Annotated in this window: 13 protein-coding genes and 1 pseudogene; 9 read left to right on the top strand and 5 right to left on the bottom strand. The window is 63.4% G+C overall.

What is annotated here, in order from left to right; translation table 11 throughout:
• Positions 1-2,456: helicase-related protein (locus tag A5906_RS40225; protein ID WP_245327150.1), on the bottom strand; the 2,456-nt coding region annotated here is incomplete at its 3' end.
• A gap of 647 nt (positions 2,457-3,103) precedes the next feature.
• Positions 3,104-3,967 (bottom strand): DUF3108 domain-containing protein, encoded by an 864-nt coding sequence (locus A5906_RS40220; RefSeq protein ID WP_136615840.1) that lies wholly within the window; start codon positions 3,965-3,967, stop codon positions 3,104-3,106.
• A gap of 479 nt (positions 3,968-4,446) precedes the next feature.
• Between A5906_RS40220 and rpmB the strand changes: the two genes are divergently transcribed.
• The 7 genes and pseudogenes from rpmB (at position 4,447) to ftsZ (ending at position 9,004) form a co-directional block, all read left to right on the top strand.
• Positions 4,447-4,752, top strand: coding sequence for a 50S ribosomal protein L28 (rpmB, locus tag A5906_RS40215; protein ID WP_080140584.1), 306 nt, complete (start codon positions 4,447-4,449; stop codon positions 4,750-4,752).
• Positions 4,753-4,938: 186 nt separating this feature from the next.
• On the top strand, positions 4,939-5,394 hold the full coding sequence (gene dgt, locus A5906_RS40210) for a dGTP triphosphohydrolase (RefSeq protein ID WP_080140583.1): 456 nt from the start codon (positions 4,939-4,941) through the stop codon (positions 5,392-5,394).
• On the top strand, positions 5,391-6,017 hold the full coding sequence (locus A5906_RS40205) for a 7-cyano-7-deazaguanine synthase (protein WP_080140582.1): 627 nt from the start codon (positions 5,391-5,393) through the stop codon (positions 6,015-6,017). Before dgt ends, A5906_RS40205 begins: the two co-directional genes overlap by 4 nt.
• Positions 6,014-6,667, top strand: coding sequence for an HhH-GDP family DNA glycosylase (locus A5906_RS42330; protein WP_136615839.1), 654 nt, complete (start codon positions 6,014-6,016; stop codon positions 6,665-6,667). Before A5906_RS40205 ends, A5906_RS42330 begins: the two co-directional genes overlap by 4 nt.
• A gap of 55 nt (positions 6,668-6,722) precedes the next feature.
• Positions 6,723-6,869 (top strand): annotated as a pseudogene (locus A5906_RS45890) (DUF2235 domain-containing protein); the annotation flags it as partial.
• A 162-nt stretch (positions 6,870-7,031) separates the two neighbouring features.
• Positions 7,032-7,547, top strand: a complete 516-nt coding sequence (locus tag A5906_RS40195) for a hypothetical protein (RefSeq protein WP_080140580.1) — start codon at positions 7,032-7,034, stop codon at positions 7,545-7,547.
• Between the two features lie 200 nt (positions 7,548-7,747).
• Entirely contained in the window at positions 7,748-9,004 is a 1,257-nt protein-coding gene (gene ftsZ, locus A5906_RS40190; RefSeq protein WP_080140579.1) for a cell division protein FtsZ, read from the top strand.
• Between the two features lie 302 nt (positions 9,005-9,306).
• On the opposite strand, the gene A5906_RS40180 is transcribed toward ftsZ, so the two are convergent.
• From A5906_RS40180 to A5906_RS40170, 3 genes are all read right to left on the bottom strand, one after another.
• Positions 9,307-9,855, bottom strand: a complete 549-nt coding sequence (locus A5906_RS40180; protein WP_245327149.1) for a hypothetical protein — start codon at positions 9,853-9,855, stop codon at positions 9,307-9,309.
• Between the two features lie 217 nt (positions 9,856-10,072).
• Positions 10,073-10,351, bottom strand: coding sequence for a DUF1488 family protein (locus A5906_RS40175; RefSeq protein ID WP_080140577.1), 279 nt, complete (start codon positions 10,349-10,351; stop codon positions 10,073-10,075).
• A 253-nt stretch (positions 10,352-10,604) separates the two neighbouring features.
• Positions 10,605-10,901 (bottom strand): hypothetical protein, encoded by a 297-nt coding sequence (locus A5906_RS40170; protein WP_080140696.1) that lies wholly within the window; start codon positions 10,899-10,901, stop codon positions 10,605-10,607.
• 323 nt (positions 10,902-11,224) lie between these two features.
• On the opposite strand from A5906_RS40170, the gene A5906_RS46070 reads away from it, so the two are divergent.
• Positions 11,225-11,359, top strand: a complete 135-nt coding sequence (locus tag A5906_RS46070) for a hypothetical protein (protein WP_260387632.1) — start codon at positions 11,225-11,227, stop codon at positions 11,357-11,359.
• A gap of 235 nt (positions 11,360-11,594) precedes the next feature.
• Positions 11,595-12,938, top strand: coding sequence for a T6SS phospholipase effector Tle1-like catalytic domain-containing protein (locus A5906_RS40165; protein WP_080140576.1), 1,344 nt, complete (start codon positions 11,595-11,597; stop codon positions 12,936-12,938).
• Positions 12,939-13,329: the final 391 nt, after the last annotated feature.

The following is a 13,329-nucleotide window of genomic DNA, read 5'->3' as shown; positions in this document are numbered from 1 at the left end:
TAGCCGAGCGCGCGCAGCACGGATGCAAAGTCCTCACCGGCCGAGCCGGTGAGCGAGGTCATCGCCTGCGTCACCACGAAGCTGCGGCCGTCGAAGGCGCCGGCGGGCTTTTCGCCGGGCGAGTTCTCGCGCCAGGCCAGCGCCGGGCGGATCAGATCGGCGAGGCGCTCCAGGATGTCGACGCGCACGGCGCGCTCGCCGGCCTGCTTGTAGCCGAGCACGCGATAGGCATCGCGCGGCAGCGCCTTGTCGACCGGAAAAGAGGTGCGCCCGGATGAAGCCAGATGCTGCGCGCCCGAGAGCGAGGACAGATCGACATTGTCCTGCTTCAGCGCCCACAAGAGCGCTGCGAGCGCACGCGCGGCGGGCTTGAGCAGGCCGGGGAAATAGATGTGGTAGGCGCCGAAGCGGACGCCGTATTTGCGCAGCGTCGCGCGCGAGGGCTGGTCGAGATCCTTCAGCTCGTTCGCAATTCTGGGACGCTCGAGCACGCCGAGCGCCTCGACCAGCTGATAGGCGATGCCGCGGGCAATGCCGGTGACGTCCTCGGCCTTGGAGAGCTCGAACATCGGCCCGAGCAGCTTTTCGATGTGGGTCTTGAGCCAGAGGTCGAGGCGCGCCTGCACCTTCTCGCGGGGGCCACCGGTCAGGCGCTCGTCGGAGATGATGCGGATGCGCGGATGCAGCGCGTCGTCTGCGGCGGACAGCCGCGCCACGGCATCGCCGGTCCAGCGGATGATGCCCTCTGAAGTGAGCACGAACTGCTCGTCCGGCGCGTTGCCCAGTTTTTCGGCGCGCGCGTTGATCTCGCCGGCGAGCACCGCCTGCGCTGCAGCCTGCAAGGCTTTCGCATCGGAGCCGGCCTCCGCCGCATCCGGTGCAAAGGTGAAGCCGTCGAGGCGGCCGATGACATGGCCTTCGACGATGACTTCGCCGGTCTTGCCGATTTCAGTATTCAAGCTCGTGTTCTCCCGCAGGCGGCGCATCAATACACTGGTCCGGCGATCAACGAAACGCTCAGTCAAGCGTTCATGGAGCGCATCCGATAATTTATTTTCGACCTCCCGTGTAATCCCCTGCCAGCGTTCGGGGTCTTTCAGCCAGTCCGGGCGGTTGGCGACGAAGGTCCAGGTACGGATCTGCGCGATCCGGGCCGACAGCGTGTCGATGTCGCCGTCGACGCGGTCGGCCTGGTCGACCTGGGCGGCGAACCAGGAATCGGGGATGCAGCCCTTCTGCATCAGGAAGCCGTACAGCGTCGTCACCAGCTCGGCATGGGCGGCCGGCGACAGCTTTCGGTAATCGGGGACCTGGCAGGCCTCCCAGAGCCGCTCCACCGCGGCCTTGCCATGCGCGATATCGCGCACCTCGACGTCGCGGGCGGCATGGTCGAGCACGCGCATGTCCTCGGCGATCGGCGCGCGCGTCAGTGCCTCATGGCCGGGGGCGAGGTTCAGCGACACCTGCAGCGCGCCGAGCGAGGAGAAATCCAGCTTCGAATTGCGCCATTGCAGCATCTTCACGGCATCGAAGGTGTGATTCTGCAGCGCGTTGACGAGCTCGGGCTCGAACGGCGCGCAGCGACCCGTGGTGCCGAAGGTGCCGTTGCGCGTGGCCCGGCCGGCGCGCCCCGCGATCTGTGCGAATTCCGACGGCGTCAGGCGGCGGAACTGGTAGCCGTCGAACTTGCGGTCGGAGGCAAACGCGACGTGGTCGACGTCGAGATTGAGGCCCATGCCGACGGCGTCGGTGGCGACGAGATAATCGACGTCGCCGTTCTGGAACATCGCGACCTGCGCATTGCGCGTGCGCGGCGACAGCGAGCCGAGCACAACGGCGGCGCCGCCATGCTGGCGGCGGATCAGCTCGGCGATGGCGTAGACTTCATCTGCCGAGAAGGCGACGATGGCGGTGCGGCGCGGCTGGCGCGTGATCTTGCGGTCGCCGGCGAATTCAAGCTGCGACAGCCGCGGGCGCGTGATCATTGAGACGCCCGGCAGAAGCCGCTCGATGATCGGGCGCATGGTCGCAGCGCCCAAGAGCAGCGTCTCGTCGCGGCCGCGGCGGTTGAGGATGCGGTCGGTGAAGACATGGCCGCGCTCCAGATCAGATGCGATCTGGACCTCGTCGACGGCGAGGAAGGAGACATCAAGGTCGCGCGGCATCGCCTCGACGGTGGAGACCCAATAGCGCGGGTTCTTCGGCTTGATCTTCTCTTCGCCCGTGACCAGCGCGACGCTCTCCACACCCGCGCGATCGGCGATCTTGTTGTAGACCTCGCGCGCGAGCAGGCGCAGCGGCAGCCCGATCACGCCCGAGGGATGCGCCAGCATCCGCTCGATGGCGAGATGGGTCTTGCCGGTGTTGGTCGGCCCGAGCACCGCAGTGACGCCCGCGCCAGGAACTCGATCGGCAAGCGCGCGCTCGGAAGCGAAGGGGGAAGGAGAGAAGGCCATGTCTGGGGGATTAGGTAGTGCCGATTTGGGCGAATGTCAGTGCTGTTTGGGGCGGTGAGGCGACTTGCGGGGTGTCAGCCATGTCTCCGAACGCGGTGCTGCCACCAGGCACTCCGCTGTCATGCCCCGGCTCGACCGGGCGATCACACCGCGGGTGTGGGACCGCCCTCCCCAAACCTCACGCAACTGTTTCAATTTGCGACGCTTTTCCCGTTCTCTTTAAGCTTCGGAACGACTCTAGAACGAATCGCGGCCGAATCGCTGACTCCCGATTGAGTCCCGTTCCGTTCACGCAACATGTCGCGGGACTCGTCTTAGGCGTGCACTAGATGGAGTTTTGCCCTGCCGCACAAGCGGCGTTTCGAGGGCGGGTTCCTTAAAATTGGGGACGGCGTTGAGTCGAATCAGAATCGGAGAGGAGTCAAATGGATTTCCGCCCCGGGGCTGCCCAAAACGAAACTGCGAAAACAACCCCATGCACAGTAGAGAGCCATTGAAATCATTATGCTTTTTTTGACAGACTTTCGCCTTCGTCATTCCAGGGCGCGGGCGCAGCGCGAGCCCGGAAATCCATCAAGCCGCAGCATTTGTCTCACAATGGATTCCGGGCTTGCGCTAAGGGGCGCGCCCCGGAATGACGGAGAGAGCTACTGCGTCTTCGCCACCCTTGGCGGCTGGGGCGAGGTGATGAAGCTGGTCGCTTCCAGCATCGCCGGCCCCAAGGGCGTCGGCACTTTCAGCCAGAACGGAACCAGGATGCGCGTGCCCGCCACAGGCGCGAATGCGATCTCGATGTTGCGCTGGGCGGCGAGGTATTTGATCACGGGGCGGTCGGGTATGTAGCCGGCGACCGGCACGAAATAGAGCGTGCAGACCACGACCGGGCCACGATAGCCCTTCTCGGCCTTCACCGTCTCCATGCGCTTGAAATCGAGCTTCAGATCATAGCGCATGCGGCCGTCGAACACGGGGGCGGCGTTGTGGCAGGCCTCGGGCGTAACAGGGTCGCCGGTGCCGGGCACGCGCAGCAGCGAGGCCGTCATCGGGTCCCAGACGCCGCGGCGATGCGCATCGGTGACGACGATGCGGTCGGGATCGACCGGCGGCTCCGGCACGATGCCGAACTCCTTCACATTGCCCTTGTCGAGGGTGATGTGGATCTCTTCGGTCTTCTTCTGGGTGGTGGTAGAGGCCTGGTAGCCGGTCGCAACCAGCGCGCCGTTGACGACGCGGCCTTGGCTGGCGCCGGTGCCGGACCCGCCCGTGAACGATTTTAGCAGCCCCGTGGTGCCGCCGCTGGCCGCGGCCGCGAACACGTCGTCCTGGATGTCGATGTTCCAGGCGCCCTTGCCGACGGGAATGCCCGACAGCGTCGCCTCATACTGCGCCTCGAGCTTGCCCTGCGCGGCCGCGGGATCGGCCCCCCACGCCAGGACGAGCCCAAAAAGGGCCGCGAAGGCCAGCCTACCGGCCGCACGCAGCCGGGGCAGGTATGGAGTCAGGGTATCCACGAAGCCATCCAATGGGGCCGTCAGGCCATGTTAGTTAAGCCAAAAATCGCGGCAAGCAATCCGCCCGAAGTGCAAAACACCGGGAACTCCACCGGAGTCTTCGGGCGCGAATACGCCCTTTATGTGATGGTAAGGCGTTTCAATCATTGCCGTTTTGGTGATCAGGGTGCGTCGCGGGGGCGCACCCTTGCCTCCCCCATTTCCACTTGTCATGCCCCGGCTTGACCGGGGCATCCAGGATGCCGCGCCCCCTCGACTCCAGCCGCGCCGCCGGTGGAATACTGGATCGCCCGCCTAGGCGGGCGATGACACCTGATGTGGGGCATGCGGCGAGCACGAAACGCCGCCCAAAACCTTGACTACCCGCCCCTTCCCCCCTATACGTCCGCCCGCTCCCTGCAAGGACAGAGAATTTGCCCCTGTGGCGCCCCGAATGGCGGCCGCAACTCGTTTGGGGCTCGAACTAAAGGATTTGTGACATGTCTCGCCGCTGCGAACTGACGGCCAAGGGCCCCCTCGTCGGCCACAAGGTCAGCCACTCCAACATCAAGACCAAGCGCCGCTTCCTGCCGAACCTCGTCAACGTGACGTTCATCTCGGAAGCCCTGGAGCGCAACGTGCGCCTGCGCGTCTCCACCAACGCGGTGAAGAGCGTCGACCACAATGGCGGCCTCGATGCCTTCCTGCTCAAGGCCAACGCCGACGCCCTGTCGCCGCGCGCCCTCGAGCTGAAGCGCGCCATCCAGAAGAAGGTCGGCGACGCGCCGGCGAAGAAGGCCAGCTAAGATTTCCTGTTAGGGCGGGGGCTAAGTAGCGTCGCGTGGCGTAAGCTTAGCCAGTAGAGTTTTGCGTGACGGCCGGATCGAAAGATCCGGCCGTTTTTGTTTTTGGGGGCGACGTTCGATAGATCATCGGTCGAATGCTACAGCAGCCTGCGCTATAGATGCGCACTCGTCGATTTGAGGCAAGCAATGGACGTCTGGCTAGAGCGTCGCAGCGGTTGGAAGCCCCATAGTGATGACGCGCGTGGTCCGCACGACGTCGACTATGCCCGGATTGTTCACTCCGGATCATTTAGGCGGCTGCAAGGGAAGACCCAAATTCTCAATCTGGGGGACAGCGATTTCTATCGCACCCGGCTGACGCATTCCCTCGAAGTAGCACAGGTAGCCGGTGGAATTGCAGAACAATTGAGGAAGGACTTCAATCAACATCCTGCCTACGCATACATTCCTCCGCGGAGTCTCATTCAGACCGCGGGCTTCTGCCACGATCTTGGACATCCTCCGTTCGGACATGGTGGAGAGGTTGCTCTGAACTACTGCATGCGCGAGTTCGGCGGCTTTGAGGGTAGCCGCTGCTACTCGGACAATCTGGATACCTGCCTAAATGCTACGTTCAGTTGCCTTAGCGAGCAATCATCATGACCCCCGTGTTGTTGCTCGCCTCTGGGGGACTTGATTCAACTACCGTCGCGTATTGGCTGCATGAGAAAGGAGAAACTATCCTCCCAATCTTTTTCGACTATGGTCAACATTGCGTCGAAACAGAATGGGCAACGCTCCATCATGTCCTGCCAAAGACCCGAGTGATCGCTCCACGACGCATAGACATTTCCGGGATATTTTGTGGCTCCAAATCACGTCTCATCGCCGAACCAAATCTGTGGTTGGACAATGTTGACGATAGTGACCTGTATATCCCATACAGAACACTGCTTTTCTTTTCCTGTGCGGCAGCAGTTGCTCAGACAGTCAAGCTAACTCAAGTTTACAGTGGATTCATAAATAGCAATCACGCCAAAGAATTAGACTGCTCGGCCACGTTCCTGAACAGTCTGGACGCTCTAGCGGAGAATGTCGGACCAGTTCGCTTTAATATGCCCTTCCGAGACAAGACCAAAACCGAGATCGTTGAACTCGCCAGAGGCTTGGAAGTACCAATCGGAAGTACTTTTTCCTGCCAAGTTTACAGCGACATCCCGTGTGGTGCTTGTCCGAATTGCGTCGAACGGATCAAGGCGATCGAGGGAGCGGGGCTTGCAACATGACGCCGCCGCATGCAATTCAACAGGCTTTGGAAGTTTTGGCATTAGCCCGAGAGATTGCTACATACGCACGCAATCGAGGAGCGACTAACTCATTAATTGATCGACGATCTACGTCAACACATTTGGGAGCAGTTTTAGCAGACAGCATTCTTCAAGCGGGACTAAACTATCGCACTGTCGTTCATGCGAGGGTTACGAGAATTGTCGATCTCTTTCCACATGCCAAGACTCTCGGCGGCGTCGTATCGATCGTCAATTCTGGAATGATTTCTGATTTCTTGATGTGGAAGCATCCAGAGAAGATCGACAGATTTGTCAAATTGGTACTTCTGCTTGAGCAAGCTGGCGTGCACGAGACCGCACAGCTCCGCGTTTGGATTCAGGACGACAGCTCTCGCAAGGAGCTCCTATTGATACCCGGGATTGGACCCAAAACGGTTGACTATCTTGCGTGCTTAGTAGGTGTTGATTGTATTCCGATTGACAGACACCTCCGATCTTTCGCCGCTGATGCAGGTATTGAGGTAAAAGACTACGATCGTCTGAAATTGGTCTTTTCGTATGCGGCCGATTTGTTAGGCCTCCCCCGCCGTAGCTTCGATCAATGGGTTTGGCAAAACTCGATCGCGTCGAATTCTGCTAGGGCTTAGTTCGCAAGCTAGTCACCAAAATCTTCAAATTTTCCGCTATACTCGCTCCGATAGCATCACCCCGCGCGACACCGACCACAAGCCCTCACCGAAAAACCTCGTCATCCGCAGTGACGGCACCGGCACCGAGATCTCGGAGAACATCTCCAACGCCCTGAAGCTCCATCGCTGCCTGCGCAAGACGGACAAGACGCGGCCGCGGTAGATGGTGCCCTGCGATCCCCAGGCCGGCACAGCTACGCCACCCGTAAACAGCACCCCGCGCCCGTTAACCTTGCATTAACCAACGCAGCCTAGCCTGCGGTAATCGTCCAGCCATCATTAGCTCGAAATGCCTTCCCGGTTCGCTCCAGGAGAAGCGCCGATGTGCGTTGAGTTGTTGACGTATGCCGATCTCAGTGCCCGCCTCGATATCTCGCGCGAGGCCGCGCGGTCGCTGGCGAGACGTCGCCGCCTGCCGCGCTCGCGCTCGGAGGACGGCAAAGCCCTGGTGAGCGTTGATCTCGCCGCGCTCCGGTACACGCCCCGCCCACGAAGGGGCCGCTGCATAGACCCCATCGATGCCTCCATGGCAAGGATCGAGGCAATCAAGACCCAGGCCTTCAAGGCGGAGATCGCGCGGCTCGAAGACGTCGCGGCCGCCTACAGGGCCGTGTTCGAGCGCGAGCGCGAGCGTGCCGATCGCCTCGCCGTCGAGCTGACGCAGGCGGCCGCCGAGACGACGGCCGCCAATGCATGGGCGGCACGACTGGAAGACGAAGTGACGGCGCTGCGGAACGATCGCCGCCCCGGCGGGACGATCGCGGGATACGCCGCGCGCCGATTGGGACATCTGGCCGCTTCCATCGTGCAAGCGGACCGCACGGCGAGAGCGCGATGAGATCATCGATGAATCGTCATCGCGCCTCAGGTCGTTGTTTGCGCATGATCTCCGCGCAAACGCGTTCCGCGTTTGTCGCGAGGGGAAACCGCGGCGCGCTTTGCGCTGGCGCGGCCCTCCGGGTCCGGATCATGCGGCCCGCAGGTAGCACTCGAGACTTTCTTTAATTCCCGGCTTGCCGGAGCAATCGCGAGGGGAAAATGGCAGGCAATACCGATATCCATGAAATGAAGGCCCGCATCGTCGTGTTCGGCGTCGGCGGCGCCGGCGGCAATGCCGTCAACAACATGATCACGGCGGGGCTGCAAGGGGTCGAGTTCGTCGTCGCCAACACCGACGCACAGGCGCTGGCGATGTCGAAGGCGGAGCGCCTCATCCAGCTCGGCACAAGGGTGACCGCAGGCCTCGGCGCCGGCTCGCAGCCGGAACTGGGACGCGCCGCGGCCGAAGAGGCGATCGACACGATCCGCGAGCAATTGACCGGCGCGCACATGGTGTTCGTGACGGCCGGCATGGGCGGCGGCACCGGCACCGGGGCTGCCCCCATCGTCGCCAGGATCGCGCGCGAGCTCGGCATTCTCACCATCGGCGTGGTCACCAAGCCGTTCTACTTCGAGGGCCAGCGCCGCATGCGCTTTGCCGAAGCCGGCATCGAGGAGCTGCTGAAGACGGTCGACACCCTCCTGATCATCCCGAACCAGAACCTGTTCCGGGTGGCCAGCGAGAAGACCACGTTCGCCGATGCCTTCGCCCTTGCCGACCAGGTGCTCTATTCGGGCGTGGCCTGCATCAGCGACCTCATCGTCAAGGAAGGGCTGATCAATCTCGATTTTGCCGACGTCCTCTCCGTCATGAAGGAGAAGGGCAAGGCCATGATGGGACGGGGCGAGGCTTCCGGCGAGAAGCGCGTGCTCGCCGCCGCCGTGGCCGCGATCTCCAATCCGCTGATCGAGAATCCCTCGATCAAGCGTGCCAGTGGCCTCATCATCTCCATCACCGGCGGCAAGGATCTGATGCTGTACGAGGTCGACGAAGCCGCGACCCGCATTCGCGACGAGGCCGACCCGGACGCCAACATCATCGTCGGCGCCTCGTTCGATGAAAGCCTCGAAGGCATCGTCCGCGTCTCGGTGGTGGCGACCGGGATCGATAATCTCGATCCGGCGCAGGCGCACCCGGTGGAAACCGCCCTCACCCAGCTCGCCGGCAGGCTGCGCAACGACGGCCGTCGCATCGCCGATCGCATCGAGCGCAGTGCGCCCCTTCCGCAAGCGGCAAGCCCGCCGCTCCGCCCGCAGCCGCACCACCCCGTGGGGCCACCGGCAAGGCCGGGCCTGGACTATGCGCGGCAGGCGGCGCTGCAGCCGCTCGATCCTCAACGCCGCGCCCCTGCGCGCAATGCGCCCGACGAGGCCGTTCTCGATATCCCGGCCTTCCTGCGCCGCGCCGCCAACTGAGCGGTGGCGACAGCCGGGGTCGCCCGGCTCCGATGCCGGAACTAAATCGCTGCTACGCGACAACACTGAGATCAGCCTTGTTCTAGCCACGCACGCGGTGGGCTCCCTCTCCCGCTTGCGGGAGAGGGTTGGGGAGAGGGTGTTTCCGCAATGGGACACTCCAATGTGGAAAGAGCCCCCACCCGGCGCTTCGCGCCGACCTCCCCCGCAAGCGGGAGAGGTTGAACGAGCCCGCAGCCCGATCGATCCAACCAAAAGCCATTCTGCTCCGGAAGACCGCGCGCTTAGAGCGCGCCGATGCTTCACGCCGCCGTGCTGCGCGGGCTCTCGGCGGCGTCCTTCCTGTCCGTTTCCTTGTCGCGGGACAGCCACGCCGGAAAACGAAGCAGGCGCTCGTTGGTGTCCTTTGGCAGCTCGATGGGCGGCGCTTCAATGGCCGAACTCGGCAGGTCCAGCGCCGCCTGTCCGGTTCGCACCGCATCCGCGCGCTGATCCAGTTCGCGGAGCAGGGGATCGAGCACGCTGTCGATCTCGCTCGCCACCGACACCAGGAAACTATTGAGCTCGCGCGCCTCGGGCACGACCGCCGCAGCCTGCTCGATCGCCCTCGAGAGACCATCGACGACAGGCGCAAACGCGCCGGCGGCCTGCTTGATTCGCGTCTTGATCGCTTCGACCTCGCTCAAGACGCGCTCACGCTCACGCCTTTTCTTCTCCTCCGAAAGGCGGGCTTCGATTTCGGCGATCTGGGCCGCCAGGGTCGTGGCTTCGGATGCGAGCGCATCTCGTCTTCCGCGCGCGCGATCGAGATCGCGGCTGAGATTGTCCACTAAGTCGTCCTTTCCGAACATGGCTTTGCTCCGTAGGACAGGCGCTTTGCCCTGTAGGACGGCCTTGGCGCGAACCGCCAGCCTCGCCACCGACCGGATGGCCGGATCGGCCGAAACAGGCATCAACTTCGGTCGCGTCACATGGGCCGACATGGTGATCCCCCCATCGTCAACATTAGGCGACCGCATGGTTAACAGACGGTTAATGTCACGACACTGCCGCGGTAGCCGCCTCCCCCTACCCCCGAAAATCGATGCTGCGCAGCACGATGCCGGGCGGGGTGCCTTCGAATTCGCAGGCGCGGTATTTGCTGGCGGCGCAGGCTTCGATGCGGTCGCGCAGGCGGGTGAACTGGGCTTCGCGATGCTCGGGGGCGACCTTCGGGCCGCGTTCGAGATCGTCCATCGCCGAGGTCGAGATCGCGCAACCGATCTCGCGCGGGCCGTCCTGCATGGAGAACAGCACGATCATCCGGTCGTATTCGAGGCCGATGTAGCGGCCGCTGGTGAGGGTCATGGGGAAAGTCCTTTCGCGGGTTGCCTGGCAACGCGATGATCGCGTGAGGCGCGTAAACTCACCTCGACGTCGTCCTGGCCTGGTGCGCAATTGCGCACGGGCGCCAGGACCCATCCCCCGGTGAGTGTTGTCGAGGCACGCTGTGGCACGATCTTTCGCAACAACGCGCTTCGGTGGTTATGGGTCCTGGCCGTCGCCAGGACGACAGCTTCCCACGCCCGCACCTTCGTTGCCGCACGCAGCCGGGCCGCCTTCAGCTCTCCCCGTTGAGCCGGGCGAAATCGTCGAACAGCGCGGCGACCAGTGCGCGGTGGCGAGAGTCCTCGACCGGCAGGCTCGCGGCGTAGAGGTTGAGGAGGTAGCGCGCCTTCACCGCGGCTTCGGACCAGGAGGCGGCGGGCACCGTCATCAGGCGGTTTTCGAGATCGGCCTCGCGCTCGCGCAGCTGCCTGGCATTGCTCTCGACCTCGGCCAGCGCGCGGCGCAGGTCGGTCGCCTTCTGCGCGGCCATGCCGCGATGCTTGTCGAGATCGACGGGATGGTCAGTCATGGGCGGCGCTCCCGTCGGACGCTCGCGCATCCGCGGTGATGGTTTCGCGCCGCGAGCGGATGGTCATGCAGGCCTGCCTTTCGCGAAGCCTGGCCCCAAACCAACGCTCGCTGGTGCAAAGCATGCGCTCATTGAGCGGCAATAGCCAACGCTTTCTTGGATGTTCTCTTGGACGTTCTCTCGGACGTTCTCATGGACGTTCTCTTGGACGTTCTCTCGGGCGACATCGGCGCGCAGGCGTCCGCCTTTGCGCTCGCTATCGCCGGGCCACAGGCGTACGCTGTCGCATTCTCGCGCGTTCAATGGCAGAGGAGACGAACGTCATGGCCAAGGGACAGCAACGCAGCAATCGCGAAGCCAAGAAGCCGAAGAAGGACAAAGCCAAGGTGATCGCCGCGGCACCAAGCCGCAAGGAGGCGGCCTGGCAGCCGGATTTCGGGCCGGCGAAGAAGAAGTAGGGTGGGATTCTTCGCCTCTCCCCGCCTGCGGGGAGAGGCGAAATTTGCGGAGCAAATTCCGGGTCCGCGAGTCACTCTGCCACCGTTTTTGTGGAGGCAGCCCCTCACCCCAACCCTCTCCCCGCGAAGGGCGGGGCGAGGGAGCGCACCGCCGTCGCAACGCCCACCATCGTCTCCACTCCGTCGCGCAACTCCGCTATACTCGCCCGGGTAGCATCACCCGGAGGCGCATCCCATGGAGCACGCAGCCAATACCGGCCACAAGCTTGATCCGAAAAACCTCGTCATCTGTTGTGACGGCACCGGCAACGAGATTTCGGAGAACATCTCCAACGTCCTGAAGCTCTATCGCTGCCTGCGCAAGACGGACAAGACGCATCCGCGGCAGATGGTGTTCTACGATCCCGGGGTCGGCACGGTGACGGAGCCGACGACGTGGCACCGCTGGAAGGCCAACATCAACCTGGTGCTGGGGCTCGCCACCGGCTACGGGCTGGATGCCAACGTGCTGTCGGCCTATTGCTTCCTGGTCGAGCATTACGCGCCCGGCGACAAGATCTACCTGTTCGGTTTTTCGCGCGGGGCCTACACGGTGCGCGTGCTGGCGGGGCTCATTCACAAGATCGGCCTGATCTCGCCGGAGCAGGCGAACCTCGCAGGCTCGGGCCTCGTCGCCTACAAGCAATATTCCGGCACCGGGCGCGGCAACGACGTCGAGGACCTCAAGGACATCGTCACCGACGAGAACGGGCCGCTGCCGAAGGACGAATTCGACCTCGCCGCGCAGTTCGCGCGCATCACCTCGACGCGCTGGCCGACCATCCACTTCATCGGCGTCTGGGACACGGTGGCGAGCGTGATCGTGCCGCGGCGCGACAATTTCTTCTTCGTGATCAGCCTGGAGGAGCTCGCCTTCACGCTGCGCAATCCGAGCGTCAAGATCTTCCGGCAGGCGATCGCGATCGACGAGCAGCGCTGCATGTTCCGCCTGAAGCAGTACCGGGAGCCGCAGGACTATTGGAGCAACCGCTATGTGCCGGACGAGAAGAAGGTGCCGCAGGACATTCTGCAGGTGTGGTTCGCCGGCGTGCATTGCGACGTCGGCGGCGGCTATCCGGAGGCGGAAAGCGGGGAATCGAAATATCCGCTGATCTGGATGATCAAGGAGGCCGAGAAGGCCGGGCTGAACTTCAACCCGCGCACCGTGAACCAGCTCGCCTGGGGCGTCCCGCGCAAGAACTCGCCGTTCAAATATGTGCCGCCGGCCTATGAGGGGAAGTCGGGCGAATTGCACAATTCGATGACGGCGGCCTGGCGGCTGCTGGAATATCTGCCGAAGAGCGCGAAGTACAAGGAGTGGCCGGAGCGGCGGGTCACTTTCGGCTTCTACATCCCCGACTGCGAGCCGCGCGTCATCCCCGAAGGCGCGCATGTGCATGAGAGCGTGTTGAAGCGGATGGCGGTGGACCCGGACTACAAGCCGGTGAACTTGCCGAAGGCTTACGTGACCGTGCCGATGCCGGTGCCGCCGGGGGCTGATGTGGCGGCGGCCGGGGTGGATGAGGGGGTGACGGGGTGATGGGGCGCGGCCTCTCCACACGTCATTGCGAGGAGCTCTTGCGACGAAGCAATCCAGAGTCCCTCCGCGGAAAGATTCTGGATTGCTTCGCGGAGCCTGTCATCGGGCCGCGCTTCGCGCGGACCTGTTGGCTCGCAATGACGCTGGTGGGCAGAGTCGCGCCACACGATCAGTGTCGTCCCGGCCTAGTGCGCAATTGCGCACGGGGGCCGGGACGACGGCGGAGGTTGAGATTACGGCTGGGCAACTCATCATCACCGCACCCCGCTACCGCCACTTTCCGCGCTCGCCGCCACTTTTCATTAAAATTCTCCCGCCGACCTTAGCCGGATCGCATCAACTCCTCCGCATCATCCTGCACAGAGTCCGCCGAGCCTTTTTGGTTCGGCAT

Source organism: Bradyrhizobium sacchari (genome assembly GCF_002068095.1).
GTDB lineage: Bacteria > Pseudomonadota > Alphaproteobacteria > Rhizobiales > Xanthobacteraceae > Bradyrhizobium > Bradyrhizobium sacchari.
This window is presented reverse-complemented; position numbering and strand designations above follow the sequence as displayed.